Genomic DNA, 20,593 nt, shown 5'->3' with positions numbered 1-20,593 from the left:
GGGGGTGAGGCTCCGCGAGGAGCGCGAGGCCGTCATCGCGTACTCCCGGCGGATGGCGGGCGACGGGCTCGCGGTCGGCACCTCGGGCAACGTCTCGGTCCGCACGGGCGACCTCATCGCGATCACGCCCACCGGCGTCGCCTACGACGACCTCACCGCCGCCGACGTCTGCCTCGTCGACCTCGACGGCGCCCCCGTGGACTCGCGGCTGCGGCCGTCGTCGGAGGTCCCGATGCACACCGCGGTGTACCGGGCGACCGACGCCGGCGCCGTCGTCCACACCCACCCGCTGCACGCGACCGCGCTCTCCACGCTGATCGACGAGCTCCCGGGGGTGCACTACCTCATCGCGCTGCTCGGGGGGCCGGTGCGCGTCGTGCCCTACGCGCCGTACGGCACGGAGGAGCTCGCCCGCCTCGGTGTCGAGGGACTGGCCGGCCGCACCGCGGTGATCCTCGCCAACCACGGCGCCACCACCTACGGCGAGCACATCGAGCAGGCCTACACCCGCAGCGTCTACCTCGAGTGGCTCTGCCGGCTCTACGCGCAGGCCCGCACGCTCGGCGAGCCGCGCCTGCTCGACGCCGACCAGCTCGAGGCGGCGAAGACCGCGTTCGGGGGCTACGGGCAGGGCCGCTGACGTCAGGTCAGGGTCGCCCGCACCTTCGCCGCCCCGTCGACCATCGCGCGCAGCTTGGCCGTCGCGACGGCGGTCGGGAGGTTGCGCAGCCCGCAGTCCGGGTTGACGACGAGCCGCTCGGCCGGCACGAACTCCAGCGCCCGCCGGATGCGCGCCTCGACGACCTCGGGCGTCTCGACCGTCCGCGACTTCACGTCGACGACCCCGAGCCCGATCGCGCGGTCCCACCCGGAGCGCTCGATCACCGGGAGGTCCTCGTCGCCCTTGCGCGCGAACTCGAGCACGAGCTGGTCGACGCGGGCGTCGAGGACCGCGGGGAAGAGGAAGTCGTAGTGCCCCTCCCACAGCGGCCGGGCGTAGCGGTTGCCGTAGCAGACGTGCAGCGCCCAGCTGACGTCGAGGTCGCGGGTCACGATGTTGATCGCCTCGACGGCGAGGCCGATCTGCTCGGGGTAGCCCGCGAGGAACGGCTCGTCGATCTGCAGCAGCGTCGCGCCCGCGTCGCGCAGGGCGCCGGCCGCGTCGGCGAGCACGTGGGCGATGGCCCGGACGAGGTCGCCGTGGTCGGCGTGCACGGTGTCGGTGACGCGCCGGGCCAGCGAGAACGGGCCCGTGAAGGAGAACTTCACCGGACGGTCGGTGCGGGCGCGCGTGAACGCGAAGTCGGCGTCGAGACCCAGGCCCGGCGCGCTCGCGGGCGGGCGCGGCGTCGTGCGCACGCGGGCGTCGTAGTAGTCGTAGTAGAAGTCCTTGCCGGTCTGCGGGATGTCGATGCCGGGGATGCGCGCGAGCAGGTAGTCGACGTCGTTGTCCCGGCGCAGCTCGCCGTCGGAGACGATGTCGATGCCGGCGAGCTCCTGCTCCTTGATCGCGGCGGTCACCGCGCAGTCGTGGATCTCGTCGAGCTGGGTGCGGCTCATGCGGCTGCGGAACCAGTCGGTCTTGAGGCGCTCGAGCCACTCGGGGACGGGCCAGGAGCCGACGACGGCGGTCGGTAGGAGCTCGGCTGCGTTCGTTTCCATGGCTAGTCCCTCACCTGCGCGGTCATGGTGACGACGTTCGTGCCGGTCCGGTGCGCGAACGGGGCGTAGGTGACGTCGAACCCGCGCCGCCGCCCGATGTGCGCGAGCAGCGGGCCGTTCACCCAGTTCACGACCGAGCCGTCGTACTTGCCGGGCCCGCGGAAACCGCTGCGGTAGGCGCCGACGTCACGGGCGAACAGGTCGTGGCAGACGAGCTTGCCGAAGGGGTGCAGCAGCCCGATGGTCTCGGTGAAGCTCGCGACCGCGCCGTTGCTGACGTGCATGCGCACGTCGGCGCCGGACTCCAGCAGCGGGCGCAGCGCCTCGCCGTTGACGGTGGGGGAGAGCTCGTAGGTGTCGAGGCCGGCGAGGCCCGCGTAGCGCTCGGCGAGCCGCACCGCCGACCAGACGCGGCGCCAGAACGCCACTGCCGCGTCCGGGCTCGCGACGTGGTCCGGGCGCGCCTCGGCGAGCAGGGTCGGGCCGAGGCGCAGCAGCGTCTGCACCAGACCGGGCAGCTGGTCGGGCCGCGCGTTCACCGAGGCGGCGATCTCGGCGGCGTCGTCGGCGGGCAGGTACGCCCGCGACTCGACGAGGTAGGTGCGCCCGCCCAGCTGCGCGACCTCGTCGGTCGGCAGGTTGTCGTAGACGTTCGAGATGTAGATCAGGAACACCCGGAACTGCAGGAACGCCAGCACCGAGCGCGGCTTCGTGGCGTCCACGACGAAGGCGCTGACGTGCTCGGCGTGGTCGGCGACCGTCTCGCGGGCCAGGTCGAGGACGTGCTGCGAGTAGTCGCACATGAGGTAGTGCAGGCGCCGGTAGTACCCGCGCCCGTGGGCGGCGTCCATCTCTTGGAGCTCGTCGAGGAACACCCGCGCCTGCGCGCCGTTGCCGACGCCGATCTCGACGACGTAGAGCTCGGGCGGGAGCGCGCCGCGATCGGCGAGCCCGTCCCACACCGCGAACAGCTCGGCGATGATGTCGCGGGCGGCGCCGCGGTTGCGGGCGTCGGTCTCCCCACCGGGCAGGGCCTGCTCGTACGTCTGCCCGGTCGCCTTCTCCCACTGCTCGAGCGCCGTCCAGTACAGGGCGTTGAAGCCCCAGATGCAGCTCTGCCGCGTCGGTCCCCAGTCCTCGAGGAGGACGTCCTGGCTGGTCCGTGCCTCGAGGACGTCCTTCGTCCGCTCCCGCAGATCCACGCCCGACGCGCGCCGGACGTCGACGGCGACCTCGAGGTCGTCGTCGCGCACGCCCTCGGGCACGGGGGCGTCGGGTTCCTCTGCCTCGACGGGTCGAGCTCCCCTATCGGCGTGCTCCCCTTCTTGCTTCGTCTCCCGGAGGATCGGCCGCACCTCCACCACGTCCCGGAAGTTCTGCTTGTACTGCACCCAGTCGCAGACGACGCGGACCCGCGACAGGTCGGTCCCGCCCTCGGCGAGCGCGCCCACCACCGGGCCGAGCGATTCGTCGATCGTCACTGGGCTCGTGCGGCTGCACAGCCGCGCGTGCGGGCGGAAGTCCACGAGCATCCGCGTCTCCTCTGGCTCCGAGCGTCGTCCTCGAGCCTGCTGCCGGGAGGTGACGGGCGTCATCGTCGCCGACGACAGGAAACGGCCGCGCAGCCTTGTGGTCGCACACGAAGCGTCCGGACGCCCCCGCCGACGAGACTCGCGGACGACCCCTTCACACGGGCGACCCCGGAGGTCCCATGGACGACGACGCCGTGCGCCGGTTGCTCACCGACTTCAGCATCGAGGTGACCCCGCGCGAGACGGCGACGCTCGACGAGGCCGCCGCCGTGCTCCCGGCGGGGACGCGGGTCTACGTCACCGACCTCGCGGGCGTCGACCTCCAGCGCGGCCTCGACGCCGCGGCGCGCATCCGGGAGCACGAGCTGCGGCCCGTGGTGCACCTCGCCGTCCGCGCGATCCCGGACCTCGCGGCGCTGGACCGCACGCTCGGGCGCCTGGTCGACACCGGCGTCGAGGACGTCCTGCTGATCGCCGGCTCGCGGTCGCCCGCGGGCGAGATCGAGAACACGCTGCAGGTGCTCGAGTCCGAGGCGCTCGCGCGGCGCGGCTTCGCGAGCATCGGCGTCGCCGGCCACCCGGAGGGCAACCCGGGCGTCGACGAGAGCGCGGTCGACCACGCCCTCGCGCGCAAGGACAAGATCGCGCGGGAGGACGGGCTGCCGCTGGAGGTCGTCACCCAGTTCGGCTTCGCCGCCGACCCCGTCCTCGGCTGGGAGCGGCGCATGCGCGAGGCGGGGATCCGCCTGCCCGTGCGCGTGGGGCTCCCCGGTCTCACGTCGCCGGCCCGGCTCGTCAAGTTCGGCCTGTCGTGCGGCGTCGGGCCGTCGCTCGCGGTGCTGCGCAAGCAGACCGGCAGCGTGCTCAAGCTCGCGACCAGCACGTACCGGCCCACCGAGACCCTGCGCGGCCTCGCCCGCGCCGTCGCCGCGGACCCCGAGAGCCTGATCTCGGCGGTGCACTTCTTCCCGTTCGGGGCCGTCGTGCCCACCGCGCGCTGGGCCACTACCGGACAGAAGGATGGACTCGGCGCGGAGAGCGCCTGACCATGAGCCGATGACGACCAAGGAGCCGCCGGTCACCGCCACCGGGGGCCCGCCGCCCTGGGTCCTGCGGGTGCTGAGCCTGACGACCTACGTCGGCATCGCCGGGTTCGTCGTCGCCGAGATCGTCCAGGTCGCGCAGTACGGCACCGACGGTCTGCTCGCGGCGTCGTTCCTCAACGCGCTGGCCTGGATCGTCGGCGTCAACGCGATCATCGTCGGCTCCGGGCACCTCGTCATGCCCGACCCGGTCGCCGACTCCATCGGCTGGCCGCGCGGCAGCCCGTTCCAGTGGGAGGTCGGGCTCGCGGGGCTGCTCATCGGCGTGCTCGGGGTGATGGCGCCGGTGTTCGACCGCGAGTTCCAGCTCGCCGCCGTCATCGCGTTCTCGATCTTCTACCTCGGCGCGGCCGTCGGGCACGTGGTGCAGAGGGTCCGCGCGCACAACACCTCGCCGGGCAACACCGGGTTCATCTTCTGGTTCGACGTGATCGCCCCGCTGGGACTGATCGCGCTCTACGTCGCGACCTGAGGCAGCGCGCGGCGCAGGGCGGCCAGTTCGGGGGCGAGGAAGCCGTCGCCGTCCCCGTCGTCCAGGTCGTCCAGCTGCCGGAGGATCGCGTCCGCCCGCGCAGCGGTGATCCACGGCGTCGCGGGGTGCCCGGGCGAGCGGGTGGCGTCGACCGCCCAGCAGGCCGCGAGCGTCCGGTGCGCCACGGCCCGCGCGGCGTCGAGCGCGGGCCACCAGACCGTCGTGTCGACGGAGCGCCCGATGGGTGCGGCGTCGCCGTCGTGGTGGGCGTCGGCGAGGGCGAGCAGCCGCTGGTTCAGATCGCGGCGCGCCTCGCGGGCGGCCGGGCTCGCGGTGGTCGCGTCGGCGAGGTGGGGGACCACGCGGGCGACGTCGCGCAGCGTCGCCGCGACGAGCGCCGCGGGGTCGGGGCGCGCGGCCCCGGGCGCGACCAGCAGGAACACGACGACGCCGACGACGACGCCGACGACGGTGTCGAGCCCCCGCGCGAGCAGCAGCTCGCCGAGGGAGGGCGGGTGGCCGGCGCTGCCGATCGTCAGCGCGATCGGGGTGACGACCACGACCCCGAGCCCGTAGTTGCGCGGCATCGCCAGCTGGATGGCGGACTGGAGCACCGCGATCGTCAGCACCAGCCCGAGCCCCGACGGTGTCAGGCTCAGCACGGCGGCGGCGAGGAGCAGCCCGAGCCAGGTCCCGAGGAGCCGCAGTGCCGCGCGCTCCAGCGTCCCGGACCAGCCCAGGCCCTGGCACAGGACGAGCACCGCGGCGGCCACCGCCCAGTACGCGTGGTCGAGGCCGGCGAGGGAGCCGACGGCGCCGGCGACCAGCGCCGCGATCCCGACCCGCGCGAGGACCGCGCGCCATGGCGAGCCGGGGGCGAGCATGTCGCGCAGGACCTGCGCGACACCGGGCCCGCCGAGGGGGACCTCGCCGGCCGCGACCGGTCGCGGCGCGGGCGGCGGGTGGGCGACGGTGTCGGTGAGCGCCCGGAGCCGCGCGGTGGTGCCGGCGTCGACCGGGCGGCCCTCCTCGTGCGCGTGGATGCCCTCGGCCAGCAGGCCGTGGAGGTCGAGGGCGAGGCCGCGCAGGCGCTCGAGGGTGCCGTCGGTGCGCGCGTGCGGTGACTGCTGGTTCACGAGCACGACCCAGCACGCGTGCATCGCCCGCGCGGCCCGGTCGCGCGCCTCCGGGTAGCGGTCGGTGCCGACGGCGTCGAGCAGCGCCCCCACCGCCGCGGCGGCGGCCGCGACCGTCGCCTTCTCCGGGCCCCGCGGGCCGGCGAGGGCGCCGAGCATGTGCGCGGCCCACGCGAACGCGCCGCCGGCGAGGACGAGCAGACCGAGCCGCCACGGCTCCGCGGCGGCACCCGGGATCGCTGTCCCCGTCGCCCCGGCCAGCACGAACATGTACGCCCCGGGCGGACCGGTGTCGAACGCCTGGCACAGGGCCGTGGCGACCACGGCGAGGACCGCGACGACGACGATCGAGACCCACACCGACGACTCCGCGAGCGCGCCGATCGTCACCGCCGCCGCGAAGGCGAGCGCGATGACCGCGAGCTCCGGCGCGCGGTACCGGTAGGGGCGGCCGTTGCCGTAGAGCGCGGTGAAGGCGCCGATGCTCGCGGTCAGGCCGGCGGAGACGGCACCGAGCGACCACCCGACGAGCACCACCCCGCCCGCACAGGCACCGGCGCGGACCGCGTCCCACCAGTCGAACCGGCCCTCGCGCAGCCGGACGAGGTCCCGGGCGAACGCTCGCCAGGAGGACGTGGCCACGCGGCCACCCTAGGAGCGGCGCGCCCGGAGATCGGGTCTGCGGCCGTGGACGGAGATCAGGCGCCGGGCGGGTCGTCCAGGAAGTCGGTGGTCGGCACGAACCAGAGGTTGCCGGTGATCGCCGTGGAGAAGTCGAGGATCCGGTCGTGGTGGCCCTCGGCGCTGCCCACGAACATGTTGTGCAGCATCTGCTCGAGCACCGCGGGGTCGCGGGTGTAGCCGACGAAGTAGGTGCCGAACTCGTCGGTGCCGACGTGCCCGAACGGCATGTTGAAGCGCAGGATCTCCTGCTCCTCGCCGTTCTCGTCCTCGATCACGTTGAGCGCGATGTGCGAGTTCGGCGGCTTGCGGTCGTCGGGCATCTCGACGTCCTGGAGCTTGGTGCGCCCGATCGCGTTCTCCTGCTCCTCGGTGGACAGCGCGTTCCAGCCGTCCATGTCATGGAGGTACTTCTGGGTGACGACGTAGCTGCCGTTCTCGAACTCGGGGTCCTCGTCGCCGATGAGCACGGCGGTGCGTGCCGCGTTGCCCGCGGGGTTCTCGGTGCCGTCGACGAACCCGAGCAGGTCGCGCTCGTCGAAGAACCGGAAGCCGTGCACCTCGTCCACCACCCGCGCGTGCGGGCGCAGCCGCGTCGAGAGCAGGTGCGCCAGCTCGAAGCACATGTCGAGGCGGTGAGCGCGCAGGTGCACCAGCAGGTCGCCGGGCGTCGACGGCGCGTGGTGGGCGCCGTGCAGCTCGCGGAACGGGTGCAGGCCGCGCGGGCGGGGGCCGTGGAAGAGGCGGTCCCAGGCCTGCGAGCCGATGCCGATCACGCAGGTCAGCTCGCCCTCGGGGAGCCGGAAGCCGACGGAGCGCGTGAGCCCGGAGACGTCGGAGAGCACGTCGCGGACGGCGTCCTCCCCGCCCGGTTCGATGACGAGCGTCAGGAAGATGGACGCCTCGGTGAGCGGGGTGAGGACGGCCTGCGGCTCGGGTGAGCTCGTGGTGGTTGAACCCATGGAGATCAGCCTGCCCGATCGTGGAAGGTGAGCCCATGACTCCCGCCGAGGACTTCGCCGTGCCGCGCCCCGTCCCCGACAACCTCGTCGAGGACCTCACCGGCGTGAACGCGTTCACCGGCGACGCGGTGGCGTCCGGGGTCGTCGCGCGGTGGGCACCCTGGGCGCAGGAGCGGGCGACGGCGTTGGGCGCGCAGGTCTGGGACCCGCGGGTGCTGCAGGCCGCCCGCGACGCGCAGCGCCACACCCCGGAGCTGCGCACGCTCGACCGGCTCGGCCGCGAGGTGTCGGACGTCGACTTCCACCCCGCCTACCACGAGCTCATGGCGCTCGGGTTCGGCTCGGGCGTGCACTCGCTGGCGTGGACGGCCGGGGAACCGGGCGCGCACACGGCGCGCGCGGTGCTGTCGTACCTGTGGAACCAGATCGACGGCTCCACCGCCTGCCCGCTCGGGATGGCCTACGCCTGCATCCCGGTCCTGCGCAGTCAGCCCGAGCTCGCGCCGTGGGCCCGGGCGATCGCGGCCGAGGGCTACGACCCCGCCGACGTACCGATCACCGAGAAGTCGGCGGGGACGATCGGCTACTTCATGACCGAGAAGCACGGCGGCTCCGATCTGCGCGCCAACGTCACCGTCGCCCGCCCCGTCGGTCGTCGCGGACCGGGGGAGACCTACCTGGTCAACGGGCACAAGTGGTTCGCCTCGGTCCCGATGTCCGACGCCTACCTCACCGTCGCGCAGACCGAGGGCGGCGTGTCCTGCCTCTTCGTCCCCCGTCGCCGGCCAGACGGGAGCCTGAACGGGCTCCGGGTCAAGCGGCTCAAGGACAAGCTGGGCAACCGGGCCAACGCGTCCTCGGAGATCGAGTACCACGACGCCGAGGCCTTCCTCGTCGGCGAGGAGGGCCAGGGCGTCCGCACGATCCTGTCGTCGGCGGAGTACACGCGACTGGACTTCGCGGTCGGCTCGGCCGGCCTGATGCGCGCGGCGCTGTCCCAGGCGCTGCACCACAACGACCACCGCCCCGCGTTCGGCGCGCCGCTCGCGCAGCTGCCGATCCAGGCGCCGGTGCTGGCGGACCTCGTGCTCGAGTGGGCCGGGGCCGCGCACCTCGGCTTCCGGGTGGCGCGGGCGGAGGACGGGCACGGTGACGTCGCCGAGCGCCTCGTGAGCCGCCTGCTCACGCCCGTCGCGAAGTTCTGGAACTGTCGGCGCGTCGCGGGCGTGACCGAGGAGGTCATCCAGTCGATCGGCGGCAACGCCTACATCGAGGAGCACGACCTCCCGCGCTACTACCGCGAGGCGCCGCTCAACGCGATCTGGGAGGGCACCTCGAACATGATGGTCATGGACGTCGGCCGCGTCCTGACCCGCGAGCCGAAGGCGATCGAGCCCGTGCTCGACGAGCTCCGTCCCGCCGCGGCCGAGCACCCGCTGCTCGCCGACGCGCTCGCCGAGATCGAGGAGCTCGTCACGGCCCCGGAGGACACCGCGCGCTACCTCGTCACCAAGCTCGCCCTCGCGACGCAGGCGGCGTTGCTGGTACAGGAGGCGCCGACCGTCGTCGCGGAGGCGTTCATCGGTTCGCGCCTGGGCACGGGCTGGGGGCCGGGCTACGGCACCCTGCGCGGCCTCGACTTCCCGGCGATCATCGACTACGCGCGCTGAACCTCGATGCTTCGGCCGGTGCGCCGATGGGGTCAGCTGTTCGGCGTGCTACTCGTTGCACCGGCCGTCGCCGTCGCCGTCACGGTCCCCCGGCCCGCACGCGTACCTGCCGCCGCTGCTGCTGCTCCCGCCGTCGCTGCTCGAGGAGCCCGTGCGGCGGGAGGAGCTGTCGTCGTCGTCGCTGCCGACGCCGGCCCCGGCACCGACCCCCGCGCCGGTCCCACTGCTCCTCGAGCTCGTGGTGGCCGAGGGCCCGGGCCGCGGGAGGTAGACGGTGCTGATGATCGTGGTCGGCGCAGGCGGCGGCGGGGCGACGGCCGCGACGTTCGGGGTCGCGTTCGAGCCGCACGACCCGAGGGCGGCGAAGAACAGGAGGACGGTCGCGACGATCCAGGGCCCGCGGCCCCGAATCCAGGGCTTGCTCGGGGTGCTGTGGCTGCTCATGTGCGGAGACCTCCCGGATCAGTCCCCACGACCGGATGGGCCGCGGGAGCGTTCGCCCCAGGTCGGCCGGCAGCCTCGGACGCTCGCACCGGTTCCCCAGCGGGTTGCCCCCGCGGGAGTAACGACGTGGTAACGACGACGTCGGCAGGGGAGGTACTCGTCCGGAGAAGGACGATCCAGCGGTGGCGAGATCGGGGTCCCTGGGGCGTTCGTCCCCTGGATCGACCCCGGGCCCCGGAGGACCATCCTGGCCGGTGTGAGCGTGCGGTACATCGTCGACGACGTCGATGCCGCGATCTCGTTCTACTGCGGACGGCTGGGGTTCCACGAGGACATGCACCCGGCCCCGACGTTCGCGATGCTCTCGCGCGGTGAGCTCCGGCTCGTGCTCTCGGCGCCGGGCGGTCCGGGCGGGGGTGGTCAGGCGATGCCCGACGGCACCAGCCCGCGACCGGGGGGATGGAATCGCTTCGCCCTGGAGGTCGACGACCTCGAGCGCCTCGTCACCGAGCTGCGAGGCGCGGGCGCCCGGTTCCGCAACGACATCGTCACCGGGGTGGGCGGTCGCCAGATCCTGGTCGAGGACCCGTCGGGCAACCCCGTCGAGCTCTTCGAGCCGACCATCCCCGACGCGCGGCTCTGAGCGGACGCGTGTGCCCGTCCGCGCGTCCCCTCGTGGGGTGCGGATCAGGCGTCGATGCGGGCTCGTCCTCCGAGCCGGGGTTGTCGGTCGGTGTCGATGTACCAGGGCGGGGTGAACCACGCCCGGCCGTTGATCATTTCGATGGTCCAGTGCCCGTGGTGGACGAGCTGGTGGTGGTAGCGGCAGAGCAGGCACATGTTGTCCAGGGCCGTGTCGCCGTCGGGGTACCAGTGGCGCACGTGGTGGGCCTGGCAGCGGCGGGGTCGGCGGTCGCAGCCGGGGGAAGGCGCAGCCCCCGTCGCGGTGGTTGAGGGCGCGGCGGATGGCGTCGGGGGCGGTGCGTTGCCGTCGTCCGACGTCGAGGGGTTCGGACTTGGAGCCGAGGATCATGGGGATGATCTCGGCGTCGCAGGCCCAGCGGCGGATGGTGGCGGCGTCGACGTGGTGCCCGGAGTCCAGCGTCCCGTAGCCGCCCTTGCCGGCCTTGCCGCCCTTGTCTTGGAGGGCGTCGCAGAGCCAGCGGTGGTCGATGGTGACGGTGAGCAGGACCCGCCCGGGCCGTTCGGTCCAGCCCCGGCCTGCCGGTGAGGGCGCGTCGGGCTCGGGGCGGCGTGGTTCGGGGATCAACGCCCACGGCGCCTGGCCCTCGGCGTCGTCCGAAGCGTCATCCGAGGCGTCGTCCGGCTCGTCGTCCGCGGCGAGGCCCGGCTCGCCGCCGCCGACGTGCTCGTCGTCCGGGTCGGGCTCGGCGTCAGCGGCCGGCTCCTCGGCGGGCTCGGCGCCCGGTTCGTGGGCGGCCGGTTCGTCGGTGTCGGTGTCGGTGCGTGCGGGGTCGGTGGTGTCGTCCTGCCCGCGGCGGGTGTCGGTGGCGATGCCGTGGGGGCCGCGGGCGTCGTCGATGAGGTCTTTGAGGGCGTCGGCCTGGCGTCGGGCCAGGGATCGTTGGTCCTCGCTGCCCGCGCGGGCCGAGAGCACCCCGACCACCTCGACCATCTTCTCGGCCTCGAGCGGATCCCCCAGCCGGCCCTTGAACACCAGCGACCCGTCTTTGCGGCGCAGCATGTGCATCTCGTCGCCGGCGTCCTCCCCGTCAGAAGGTGCCGCGCCGTCGGGGTCGTAGAAGTCCACGAACGCTTTCGCGAGCCGGCGCAGCATCTTCGGCGGCAGCAGCTGCGCCTTGTCCGCCAGCGTCTGCTCGACCCCGGCGATCTCGTCGGGCGGTGGCGGGGTCATCAACCCGGCCAGGTGGCGCACCGTGTCCCGGACGATCCGCACGTGCGCCGGGTCCACCAACCCGGCGGCCAGCGCGTCCGCGGTGGCCGGCAACCGGGCGGGCAGCACCTCGCCCGACATCGAGGTCCGCGCGCACAGGTCACCGGCCTCGTCCACCAGCCGCTTCGCCTCGGGATGATCCACGTTGTCGAGATCGGCGACCAGGTTCGGCAGGCTGCGATACCCCGTGGAACTGACCGCACCGAGCTCGTCGAGCGCGGCGATGGTCTGCAACCGCTGGTAGTAGCCGCGCCGCTGAGCGATCACGTGGGCGCGGGCACGGTCGAACACCTCCCGCTCCGCACCACCCAACGGTTCGCTCATGTGTTCGATCCTACCGCATAACGGCGACAGAAGCGACACTGGCGATACCCGCGACGGCGCCACGACCGGCGCGGTCCGCAGCTCACGGGCCCGATGATCATGCGAAACGTGCCGACGGTGCTGAGGGCTCGCGCTCGTCGTTCCGGCGAAGGGTGCCCCTCGCCGATCTATCCGACCGACGGTGCCCTTCGGTCAGAACCCACGGCGCTCGGTCAGAACCCACGGCGCGGTCGGTTCGGCGCGTTCGATGACCTCGACACGCGAGCGCACGTGCGCGGCAACTGGCGGGCCGCGGTGGTCACGTCCGGGTCCCGGTCGTCGCAGGAACGTGATCAGGATTCGTGGTGCGATCGTCCCGCGTCGCGGAGCGTTCGCTCCGGAGTCCGCGATCTCGGGGTCCGGTCCCGGCCGATCAGTTCGAGGTGGTGACGTCCAGGGCCTCGCCCAAAACGTCGAGCCCGAGGCGCAGGTCGTCCTCGCTGATCGTCAGCGGCGGCGCCATGCGGATCACGCCGCCCAGCCCGGGCAGTTGCACGATGTTGACGTGCAGGCCGCGGCGCAGGCACTCGGCGGTGAGCTCGTGGTTCAGGGCGAGGTCGGGCGTGCGGCTGGCCTTGTCGGTGACGAGCTCGACGCCCTGGAGCAGGCCGCGGCCGCGGACGTCGCCGACCTGCTCGTGGCGGTCGCGGAGCTCCCCGAGCCGCCGGCTCATCTCCTCGCCCAGCACGCGCGCCCGCTCGGCGAGCCCGTCGCGCGTGACCACCCGCAGCACCGTGTGCGCGACGGACGCGGCGAGCGGGTCGGACACGTGGGTCGTGTAGAAGAGGAACCCCCGCTCGTGGCAGGTCTGCTCGATCTCGGGGGAGGTGACGACGGCGGCGACGGGCAGGCCCGCGCCCAGCGTCTTCGACAACGTCAGCAGGTCCGGGGCGACGCCGTCGCGCTCGAACGCGTACATCGTGCCGGTGCGTCCGACCCCGGTCTGGGCCTCGTCGAGGATCAGCAGCATGCCGCGCTCGTCGCACTTCTCGCGCAGCCGCGCCAGGTAGCCGGGCGGGAGCTCGATGATCCCGCCGGACGACAGGATCGGCTCCACGAGGCAGGCCGCGAGGCTGCCCGCCGACTGCCGGTCGACCATCTCGAAGCCGACGTCCAGCTCGCTCTCCCAGTCGTGGCGGCCGTCGGCGTGCCGGAAGGGGGAGCGGTAGGCGTCGGGCGTCGGCAGCGCGAGGTTGCCGGGGATCGGCGGGCCGTACCCGCGGCGCCCCGCCGAGAACGTCGCCGCGGCGGCGCCCGACGTCATCCCGTGCCAGGAGCGGTCGAACGAGACGACCTCCCAGCGCCCGGTGGCGAGCTTGGCCATCTTCAGCGCGGCCTCGTTGGACTCCGCCCCGGTGCTGACGAGCATCACCTTGGACAGCGGCGCGGGCAGCGTGCCGGCGAGCGCGGCCGCGACGTCCAGCAGCGGCGGACTGAGCATGCCGCTGTGCAGGTGGTCGAGCGTCGCGGCGGCGCGGCTGACGGTCTCGACGACCTCGGGGTGCGAGTGGCCCAGCACCGAGCTCATCTGGCCCGAGGTGAAGTCGAGGACCTCGCCGCCGTCGCGGGTGGTCACGCGCGAGCCGGCGGCCCCCACGATCAGGTCCGGCGCGAACGGGACGCCGTAGCGGACGAGGTGCTCGCTGAAGTCCGACACGCCGTCGAGCGTGAGCCCGAACTTGTCCTAGGTCAAGCGCGTATCTGGTCGACGACGTCGGCAACCATCCGGATGGAGCCCTCGTCGAGCACGTTGCCGAACTCGACCACCGTGGTGTCCGGCCCCGCGCCCGCCCCGAGTGCGGGGTCCTCGCTCGGGACGACGAGCACGGCGAGGTCGCGCGCGACGTCCCCGTAGCGGGGCACGACGACGACGTCGGCGATCCCGGCCGCGACGAACCAGTCCCGGACCTGCTCGGCCTGGTGCGCCGTCGAGTACCGCACGCCCACCCGCGCGCCCTCGGCCAGGTCGGCGACCCGGGTCAGGGTCCGGATGTGCGGTGCGACCACCACGGCGACCGTCTCGACCTCGCGGGGCGCGCGGTGCGCCCAGCGCCGGACCTCGGCGAGGTGGAAGAACGTCGTGACGACGAGGTCGGCGTCGGCGGCCGTCGTGTCGAGCTCCTCGATCAGGCTCGGGCGCACCTCGAGGTGCAGGCGGCTGCCCAGCTCGTCGGCGAAGGCCTTCGCGCGCTCGGCGTTGCACTCGACGAACACGGCGCGGACCTCGGTGGCGGCGCGCCGGGCGAGGTCGTGGGCGAGGTCGCGGACCTCGTCGGGGGAGAGCCCGGAGCGCACGGCGTCGCGGACGGCGGCGGCGAGGGCGCCGGTGGTGTCGGGCTCGCGGAGCGGCGGCCGCGTCGCGACCGCCGTGCCGCCGCCGGCCCGGGTCTCGATCACGCCCAGCTCGCGCAGCGTCGCGTAGGCGCGGGACACGGTGTTGCGGTTGACCCCGAGGCTGTCGGCGAGCCGGCGCACGGTGGGGAGCCGCTCGCCGGCGGGCAGCCCGCCACCCTCGGCCAGCGATCGGATCTGCTCGACGATCTGCCGGTAGACCGGGGTGCCCGACGTCGCGTCGGGGGCGTCGAGGCTCAGGTCCGGCACACCCCGAGCCTGCCATCGGCCTGGGACGAGTTCGAGCGCCCCGGATTTCTCGAGGACGACCGATGACTCCCGGCCCGCGCGCCCGTCCACCTCCCGACGCGCCCCGCGAGGAAGGAACCTGATGGAGATGACCGCCGACACCGCCGTGCTCGCCGCCGCCCGGGACGAGCGCGCGGCGCTCGCCGGCGACCTCGCGGGCCTCACCGACCACCAGTGGGCGACGCCGTCGCTGTGCGACCGCTGGACGGTGGAGGAGACGGTCGCCCACCTCACCGCGGCGGCGAGCATCGGCCCGTGGCGCTGGCTGCGCAGCGTGCTGGGCGCGCGGTTCGACTTCGACCTCCACAACGACCGCCGCCTCGCCGAGCACCGGGGCGCGACGCGGCCGAGACCCTCGCCCGCTTCCGGGCGATCATCGCCAGCACGACGTCCCCGTGGGGGCCGAAGCGGGCGTGGCTCGGCGAGGTCGTCGTGCACGGCGAGGACGTGCGCCGCCCGCTGGGCCTGGTGCACACCCCGCCCGTCGCGGTGACGACGGAGGTCGCCCGCTTCTTCGCGAGTCGCGACTTCACGGTCGCCGGGAAGACGGTGTCCGCCGGGCTGCGCCTGGTCGCGACCGACGGCCCGTTCGTCACCGGTGACGGACCGGAGGTCAGCGGCCCGACGCTCGCGCTGGTCATGGCCGGGCGCGCCGCGCACCTCGACGACCTCGACGGACCCGGGGTGGCGACGCTGCGCGAGCGCCTGGGCCGGAACGCCTAGACCTCAGCCGTCGTCGTCATCGTCGTCCCCGTCGGTGTCGGCGGGCGCCTGCTGCTGCGGCGCCGGCTGCTCGACCTGGCCGCCGGGCGCGGGCTGCTGCACCTGGCCGGGAGCCGGGGCCGGCTGTCCGGGCAGCGGCGCGGCCGGGACGACCTGGCTGGTCTCGGGACCGTCGTCGTCATCGTCGTCACCGCCCTCGGCCTGCGGGAACTGGAACACCAGCACCAGCCCGATGATCGCGGCGAGGACCGCGAGGCCCGCTCCGACTCGATCCTTGGTCATGGTCTCGTCCTCTCTGGCTGCGGGGGATCGGAGCGGCTCAGTCGTCCACCGGGACCTCGCCGAACACGACGAGGCTGGTGACGAAGTAGGCGACGTAGGCGACGAGCAGGACGATGCCGTGCCAGCGCCGCAGCCGGCCGGTGGCCAGGAAGATCGCCGAGAGGATCGTGAAGACCAGCAGGACCGGCAGGTGCCAGGCAAGCGTCTCGTCGTCGACGAGGATGGCGCCGCCGACCAGCAGGATGATGCCGAGCTTGCCGGTCACGGAGAACACGACGCTGCCGATGACGTTGGCGATGCCGATCTCGGGCGCGCCCCGTCGGGAGGGCTCGACGGACAGGAAGATGTCCTCGAGGGTCAGGGCCAGCGTCGCGATCGTGACGCCGAAGACCGTGCCCTCGATCTCGAAGTTCTCGAGGATGCCCTCGGTGCCCTGCCCGGCGATCAGGGCGCCGACCACGAGGCCGACGAGCGCGAGGACCGCCAGCAGGATGGTGCCGACCGGCGAGGTCTGGCGGGCCTTGAGGAAGCCCTGGTCGACGCGCAGATCGGGCGGCAGGTCGAAGCCGTGGTGGCGCTTGTCGCCGGCGTCGGTCGGGGTGGATCCGCCGTCGTCGCCCTCGCGGGTCAGCGTGGCGGTGGCCGTCCCGCCGCCCGCGCCGACGCCGGCCTTCTCGAGCTGCTCGTAGAGCTCGGCGTTGCGGAACACCGGCTTGCGGGCGGAGTACTCGCGGTAGGCGATCCAGCCGACGAACGCCACGAACAGCAGGATCAGGACGACGCCGATGCCGACCGAGAGCGATCCGGTCAGCGCGAGCAGGTACATGACCACCGGCGCCGCGACGAACAGCGCCAGGTAGCTCTTCGGCACGTCGACCGGGCACGGCGCCACGATCGCCATCAGCGCGAGCACGATCCCGGTCATCGCGATGGTCGTCCCGACGACCGTGCCGAGCGCGACCTCGCTGAGGTCCTCGAGGTTCAGCGCGATGCCGAACGCCAGGTCGTCGAACTCGATGCCGGTGAAGACCACGGCGATGAGGAACAGCGACACGGCCCAGCGGCTGGCCACGCCGACCAGGTAGCCGATGAGCTTCTCCGCGCTGTACACGAGCACCGCGATGCCCAGCACGAACTCGATGATCGGGATCACGGCAGACAGCTCCCTCGGATACGCCGATGTCAGTAGAGATCGCGTCGCAGGTGATGGTGATGGTGATCATCCAAGCAAGCAACGGGTTGACTTGCGTCACACTTCGTGTATTGCGGCGACCGCCGTGTCCCCCGGGCGTGAGGGGTGCTGACCTCGGACGGGACGGGCGTGCACGAACCGGATGGTGATCACCGGCGTCCGGCGGGCACCGATTTCCGGCGTCCCGAGAATGGGAGTTCGGCGCGCCGAAACAATTCGTGCGGCCCGCCGATGCATGCTTTTCCGTGAGTGCGCTCACCCGCCGTGGAAAGGACGTGGCGCATTCGCTATGTTCATCGGCAGCGAAGGGGAGTAGCTCCCAACATCGCGGTCGACACACTGACGCCCCGGCGTCCGGCCGCGGCGGCCGCCGGTCCCCGGCGGCGGGCGAGACCTTCGGTGACGACCCGTTCTGACGCGGGTCGGGCCGAAGAGTGCGCCCTCGGTCCGGCCGACCGAGAGGAGCACGAACCCCGTGACCGGCTTCCTCGCCGCCACCGCCATCAGTTTCGCCGTCATCTTCGTCGCCGAATTGGGTGACAAGTCCCAGCTGATGGCGCTGACGTTCGCGACGCGATTCCGCGCCCTGCCGGTGCTGCTCGGCATCACCGCGGCGACGGCGGTGACGCACGCGGTCTCGGTGGGTGTCGGGTACCTGCTCGGGGCGACGCTGCCGACGTTCTGGATCGCCCTCGCCGCGGCCGTCGCGTTCGTCGTGTTCGGCCTCTGGACGCTGCGCGGCGACGCGCTCACCGACGACGAGAAGAACAAGAGCAGCGCCACGACGCGCTCGGCGTTCATCGCGGTCGGTGTCGCCTTCTTCCTCGCCGAGCTCGGCGACAAGACCATGCTCGCGACGATCACCCTCGCCACGCAGTACCCGGGCTCCGGCGGCGTCACGGGCGTCTGGGTCGGCTCGACGGTCGGCATGGTCGCGGCGGACGCCCTCGCGATCGTGGTGGGCCGCTGGCTGGGGCGAAACCTGCCGGAGAAGGCCATCCGGATCGGCGCCGCCGTGCTGTTCTTCGTCTTCGGGGCGTGGCTCGCGGTGGAGGCCTTCGTCGGGGCCTGACCCTGAGAGCTCGATCCGCCCGCCGGACCAGTCCGTTGCGCCGCCGCGGCGCGCCGCCACGGTGTCACCGGTCGTTCGCCGTGCCCGGAGCACCGTCCGTCGTCCGGCGGACCCGGCGTTCTCAGACCCGGCAGGGACGCCGGCCGCCGTCCCTAGCCTCACCGTCCGTGAGTGATCGGACACGACCCGGCGACGGGTGACCGGTGGGCCAACACGCCGTCGCACGGCCGAGCCGCCGCGGCCCGCGCCGGAGCCTCGAGGCCGCGATCGTGCTCCTGCTGGCGACCGCCTCGCTGGTCCTCGGGGTCGCGTCGCAGGAGACGTCCACCCCGAGCGGGCCGGCCGGTGGTGCCACGGCCGCGCCGGCCCCCGCCCCGGTCGCGGTCGACCCGGCCGCGTTCCCGCCCGGCGGGTGCGTCTGGCTGGCCCCGACCGGCGCCGGCCCCGCGGCGACCGTCGCGCTCGACGCGGGGCACGGCGGTCCCGACCCGGGCAGCGAGGGCACCGCCGACGGCGCGGTGCGCCGCGAGAAGGACCTCACGCTGGCCGTGGCCCGCGCCGCCGCCGAGCGCCTGCGCGCGCGGGGGACCACCGTCGTGCTCACCCGCAGCACCGACGACCTCGGCACCCCGCTGGCCCGCGGCGCGGTGCAGGACGGGGCGCTGACCACCGACGCGAGCCAGCTCGACCTGCTGGGGCGCGTGCGCTGCGCCAACCTCGCCCGCGCGGACGCGCTGGTGTCGGTGCACTTCAACTCGTTCGCCGACCCCGAGGTCGGCGGCACCGAGACGCTCTACGAGCCCGAGCGGACCTTCGCGCGGGAGAACAGGGCGCTGGCGCAGTCGTTGCAGACGGCGATCCGCGCCCGCCTGACCGCCGGTGGCCACACGCCGCTCGACCGCGGGATCGCCGACGACTCCTCCGGCGCGGAGTCGGGCGGCGGGCACCTCGTGCTGCTCGGGCCCCGCATCCCCGGTTACATCGACGAGCCCAGCGCCATGCCGGGCGCGCTGGTCGAGCCGTTGTTCCTGACCCACCCCGACGACCTCGCGGCGGTCGCCGAGCCGGGCGGCACGGACGCGCTCGGGGAGGCGGTCGCCACCGGCGTCACGGAGTTCCTGGACGGGGCGCAGCGGCGCTGAGCTCCGGGCGCCCGGCCGCACCGCCGTCGCCGCGTGGGTGAGTGTGTCCGCGCCGTCGGGGGAACCCGGCGGTTCATCGTTGGCGCCGACGGCCCGTGGGGCCGGAGGATGCAGCCCACGTGACCCGACGCCAGGAGGAGACGAACGGATGAGCGACCTCGAGGTCGACGTCGTGGTGATCGGCGCCGGTCCCGTCGGCGAGAACGTGGCCGACCGCGCCCACCAGCAGGGCCTCTCGGCGGCGATCGTCGAGTCCCGCCTCGTCGGCGGCGAGTGCTCCTACTACGCCTGCATCCCGTCGAAGGCACTGCTGCGGCCCGTCGACCTGTACGCGGCGACGCAGCGCATGCCCGGCGTGGCGCAGGCCGTGACCGGCGCGGTGGACGCCGGGCAGGTGCTCGCGCGCCGCGACCAGTTCGCCGGCGAGGACGACTCCGGGCAGGCCGACTGGCTCTCCGGCGCCGGCATCACGCTGCTGCGCGGGCACGGGCGGCTCGCCGGGGAGCGCGCGGTCGAGGTGACCCACGGCGACGGCACGACGACCTCCGTCGCCGCCCGGTCGGTCGTCGTCGCGACGGGGTCGGTGCCGGTGTTCCCGCCGGTCGAGGGCCTGGACACCGTGAACGCCTGGACCAACCAGGAGGCGACGCAGGCCAAGGAGGTCCCCGCCTCGCTGGTGATCCTCGGCGGCGGGGTGGTCGGGGTGGAGATGGCGACGGCGTTCCGGGGCCTCGGTGCCCGGGTGACGCTCGTCCAGCACTCCGAGCGGCTGATCCCGGCCACGGAGCCCGAGGCGGGCCGGCGCCTGCACGACGCCCTCGTCGCGAAGGGCGTCGACGTCCGGCTCGGCACGTCGATGACCGCGGTGCGCCGCGACGGCGACGAGGTCGTGGCGACGCTCGACGACGGCACCGAGGCGCGCGGCGCCGAGCTGCTCGTCGCCGCCGGCCGCAAGCCCGCGACGTCCGACCTCGGCGTCGACACCGTCGGCCTCGAGCCCGGGACGCACCTCGCCGCGGACGACACGACGACCGTGCTGGGCGACTGGCTCTACGCCGTCGGCGACGCCAGCACCGGTGCCCAGCTCACGCACATGGGCAAGTACCAGGCCCGCATCTGCGGCGACGTGATCGTGGCGCGGTCGAGGGGCAGCGAGCTGGGTGGGCGGTACTCCCACCACGCCGCGACCGCGGAGCACACCGCCGTGCCGCAGGTGATCTTCACCGACCCGCAGGTCGGCGCCGTCGGGCACACCGAGGCCGCGGCCCGCGACGCCGGGCTGACCGTCCGCGCCGTCTCCTACGAGCTCGGGAGCGTGGCGGGCGCGTCGCTGCAGGCCGACGGGTACGACGGGTTCGCCTCGATCGTGGTCGACACCGACCGGGACGTGATCGTCGGCGCGACGTTCGTCGGGCAGGACGTCGCGGACATGGTCCACGCGGCGACGATCGCGATCGTCGGCGAGGTCCCGCTCGAGCGGCTCTGGCACGCCGTGCCGTCGTTCCCGACGATGAGCGAGGTCTGGCTGCGCCTGCTGGAGACCTACGGGCTCTGACGCGCCCGACGAGCACGGCTTCTCTTCGACGAGAACGCTTCGAGAAT

General features: G+C 73.6%; 18 protein-coding genes and 1 pseudogene. 10 read left to right on the top strand and 9 right to left on the bottom strand.

All coding sequences use genetic code 11. The features are described 5' to 3' along the window. Window positions 1-4 precede the first annotated feature (4 nt). On the top strand, window positions 5-640 hold the full coding sequence (locus WCD58_RS22865) for a class II aldolase/adducin family protein (protein ID WP_337705382.1): 636 nt from the start codon (window positions 5-7) through the stop codon (window positions 638-640). A gap of 2 nt (window positions 641-642) precedes the next feature. On the opposite strand, the gene WCD58_RS22860 is transcribed toward WCD58_RS22865, so the two are convergent. Together WCD58_RS22860 and WCD58_RS22855 are read right to left on the bottom strand one after the other, a co-directional pair. Further along, on the bottom strand, window positions 643-1,662 hold the full coding sequence (locus WCD58_RS22860; RefSeq protein ID WP_337705381.1) for a uroporphyrinogen decarboxylase/cobalamine-independent methonine synthase family protein: 1,020 nt from the start codon (window positions 1,660-1,662) through the stop codon (window positions 643-645). A gap of 2 nt (window positions 1,663-1,664) precedes the next feature. After that, window positions 1,665-3,194: a hypothetical protein gene (locus WCD58_RS22855; protein ID WP_337705380.1), complete on the bottom strand. Its 1,530-nt coding sequence runs from the start codon at window positions 3,192-3,194 to the stop codon at window positions 1,665-1,667. 179 nt (window positions 3,195-3,373) lie between these two features. On the opposite strand from WCD58_RS22855, the gene WCD58_RS22850 reads away from it, so the two are divergent. After that, window positions 3,374-4,240 carry a methylenetetrahydrofolate reductase gene (locus tag WCD58_RS22850; protein ID WP_337705379.1) on the top strand — a complete coding sequence of 289 codons (867 nt, stop codon included), beginning with the start codon at window positions 3,374-3,376 and terminating at the stop codon, window positions 4,238-4,240. A 10-nt stretch (window positions 4,241-4,250) separates the two neighbouring features. Continuing rightward, entirely contained in the window at window positions 4,251-4,769 is a 519-nt protein-coding gene (locus WCD58_RS22845; protein WP_337705378.1) for a DUF6790 family protein, read from the top strand. Here WCD58_RS22845 and WCD58_RS22840 read toward each other — a convergent pair. Then, on the bottom strand, window positions 4,754-6,547 hold the full coding sequence (locus WCD58_RS22840) for an FUSC family protein (protein WP_337705377.1): 1,794 nt from the start codon (window positions 6,545-6,547) through the stop codon (window positions 4,754-4,756). The genes WCD58_RS22845 and WCD58_RS22840 overlap by 16 nt on opposite strands. 56 nt (window positions 6,548-6,603) lie before the next feature. Further along, window positions 6,604-7,548 carry a Dyp-type peroxidase gene (locus WCD58_RS22835; protein WP_337705376.1) on the bottom strand — a complete coding sequence of 315 codons (945 nt, stop codon included), beginning with the start codon at window positions 7,546-7,548 and terminating at the stop codon, window positions 6,604-6,606. 35 nt (window positions 7,549-7,583) lie between these two features. On the opposite strand from WCD58_RS22835, the gene WCD58_RS22830 reads away from it, so the two are divergent. Both WCD58_RS22830 and WCD58_RS22825 read left to right on the top strand, forming a co-directional pair. After that, window positions 7,584-9,218, top strand: a complete 1,635-nt coding sequence (locus tag WCD58_RS22830; protein ID WP_337705375.1) for an acyl-CoA dehydrogenase family protein — start codon at window positions 7,584-7,586, stop codon at window positions 9,216-9,218. Window positions 9,219-9,918: 700 nt separating this feature from the next. Then, the gene (locus tag WCD58_RS22825) at window positions 9,919-10,305 is read left to right on the top strand and encodes a VOC family protein (protein WP_337705491.1); all 387 of its coding nucleotides are present in this window, start codon (window positions 9,919-9,921) and stop codon (window positions 10,303-10,305) included. Between the two features lie 909 nt (window positions 10,306-11,214). Here the strand turns inward: WCD58_RS22825 and WCD58_RS22820 are convergent. The 3 genes and pseudogenes from WCD58_RS22820 to WCD58_RS22810 form a co-directional block, all read right to left on the bottom strand. After that, a pseudogene (locus tag WCD58_RS22820) lies at window positions 11,215-11,901 on the bottom strand (DUF222 domain-containing protein); the annotation flags it as partial. Window positions 11,902-12,313: 412 nt separating this feature from the next. Further along, on the bottom strand, window positions 12,314-13,597 hold the full coding sequence (locus tag WCD58_RS22815; protein ID WP_337705374.1) for an aspartate aminotransferase family protein: 1,284 nt from the start codon (window positions 13,595-13,597) through the stop codon (window positions 12,314-12,316). Window positions 13,598-13,629: 32 nt separating this feature from the next. Then, window positions 13,630-14,541, bottom strand: a complete 912-nt coding sequence (locus WCD58_RS22810) for a GntR family transcriptional regulator (RefSeq protein WP_337705373.1) — start codon at window positions 14,539-14,541, stop codon at window positions 13,630-13,632. A 127-nt stretch (window positions 14,542-14,668) separates the two neighbouring features. Here WCD58_RS22810 and WCD58_RS22805 point away from each other — a divergent pair, with 127 nt between their 5' ends. Next, the gene (locus WCD58_RS22805; protein ID WP_337705372.1) at window positions 14,669-15,073 is read left to right on the top strand and encodes a maleylpyruvate isomerase N-terminal domain-containing protein; all 405 of its coding nucleotides are present in this window, start codon (window positions 14,669-14,671) and stop codon (window positions 15,071-15,073) included. Then, complete coding sequence (locus WCD58_RS22800) at window positions 15,013-15,303, top strand: maleylpyruvate isomerase mycothiol-dependent enzyme family protein (protein WP_337705371.1); 291 nt, start codon at window positions 15,013-15,015, stop codon at window positions 15,301-15,303. The genes WCD58_RS22805 and WCD58_RS22800 overlap by 61 nt, the downstream gene beginning before the upstream one ends. A gap of 3 nt (window positions 15,304-15,306) precedes the next feature. Here the strand turns inward: WCD58_RS22800 and WCD58_RS22795 are convergent, their stop codons facing one another. Further along, the gene (locus tag WCD58_RS22795; protein WP_337705370.1) at window positions 15,307-15,585 is read right to left on the bottom strand and encodes a hypothetical protein; all 279 of its coding nucleotides are present in this window, start codon (window positions 15,583-15,585) and stop codon (window positions 15,307-15,309) included. A 37-nt stretch (window positions 15,586-15,622) separates the two neighbouring features. After that, entirely contained in the window at window positions 15,623-16,738 is a 1,116-nt protein-coding gene (locus WCD58_RS22790) for a sodium:calcium antiporter (protein ID WP_337705369.1), read from the bottom strand. Window positions 16,739-17,252: 514 nt separating this feature from the next. Between WCD58_RS22790 and WCD58_RS22785 the strand changes: the two genes are divergently transcribed. The 3 genes from WCD58_RS22785 (at window position 17,253) to WCD58_RS22775 (ending at window position 20,546) form a co-directional block, all read left to right on the top strand. Then, on the top strand, window positions 17,253-17,849 hold the full coding sequence (locus WCD58_RS22785; RefSeq protein ID WP_337705368.1) for a TMEM165/GDT1 family protein: 597 nt from the start codon (window positions 17,253-17,255) through the stop codon (window positions 17,847-17,849). Between the two features lie 203 nt (window positions 17,850-18,052). After that, a complete protein-coding gene (locus tag WCD58_RS22780) occupies window positions 18,053-18,991 on the top strand; it encodes an N-acetylmuramoyl-L-alanine amidase family protein (protein ID WP_337705367.1) in 939 nt (312 codons plus the stop codon). A gap of 148 nt (window positions 18,992-19,139) precedes the next feature. Further along, window positions 19,140-20,546, top strand: coding sequence for a dihydrolipoyl dehydrogenase family protein (locus tag WCD58_RS22775; protein WP_337705366.1), 1,407 nt, complete (start codon window positions 19,140-19,142; stop codon window positions 20,544-20,546). Window positions 20,547-20,593 lie beyond the last annotated feature (47 nt).

It is taken from the genome of Actinomycetospora flava (genome assembly GCF_037400335.1).
Classification (GTDB): domain Bacteria; phylum Actinomycetota; class Actinomycetes; order Mycobacteriales; family Pseudonocardiaceae; genus Actinomycetospora; species Actinomycetospora flava.
The sequence above is the reverse complement of the archived record's forward strand: the minus strand, read 5'-3'. Positions and strand labels throughout refer to the sequence as shown.

Excerpts from the sequence above, each read along its gene's own strand:
- WCD58_RS22860 (WP_337705381.1), bottom strand. The coding sequence starts at position 1,662 with ATGGAAACGAACGCAGCCGAGCTCCTACCGACCGCCGTCGTCGGCTCC.
- WCD58_RS22855 (WP_337705380.1), bottom strand. The coding sequence starts at position 3,194 with ATGCTCGTGGACTTCCGCCCGCACGCGCGGCTGTGCAGCCGCACGAGC.
- WCD58_RS22850 (WP_337705379.1), top strand. The coding sequence starts at position 3,374 with ATGGACGACGACGCCGTGCGCCGGTTGCTCACCGACTTCAGCATCGAG.
- WCD58_RS22845 (WP_337705378.1), top strand. The coding sequence starts at position 4,251 with ATGACGACCAAGGAGCCGCCGGTCACCGCCACCGGGGGCCCGCCGCCC.
- WCD58_RS22835 (WP_337705376.1), bottom strand. The coding sequence starts at position 7,548 with ATGGGTTCAACCACCACGAGCTCACCCGAGCCGCAGGCCGTCCTCACC.
- WCD58_RS22830 (WP_337705375.1), top strand. The coding sequence starts at position 7,584 with ATGACTCCCGCCGAGGACTTCGCCGTGCCGCGCCCCGTCCCCGACAAC.
- WCD58_RS22805 (WP_337705372.1), top strand. The coding sequence starts at position 14,669 with ATGACCGCCGACACCGCCGTGCTCGCCGCCGCCCGGGACGAGCGCGCG.
- WCD58_RS22795 (WP_337705370.1), bottom strand. The coding sequence starts at position 15,585 with ATGACCAAGGATCGAGTCGGAGCGGGCCTCGCGGTCCTCGCCGCGATC.
- WCD58_RS22775 (WP_337705366.1), top strand. The coding sequence starts at position 19,140 with ATGAGCGACCTCGAGGTCGACGTCGTGGTGATCGGCGCCGGTCCCGTC.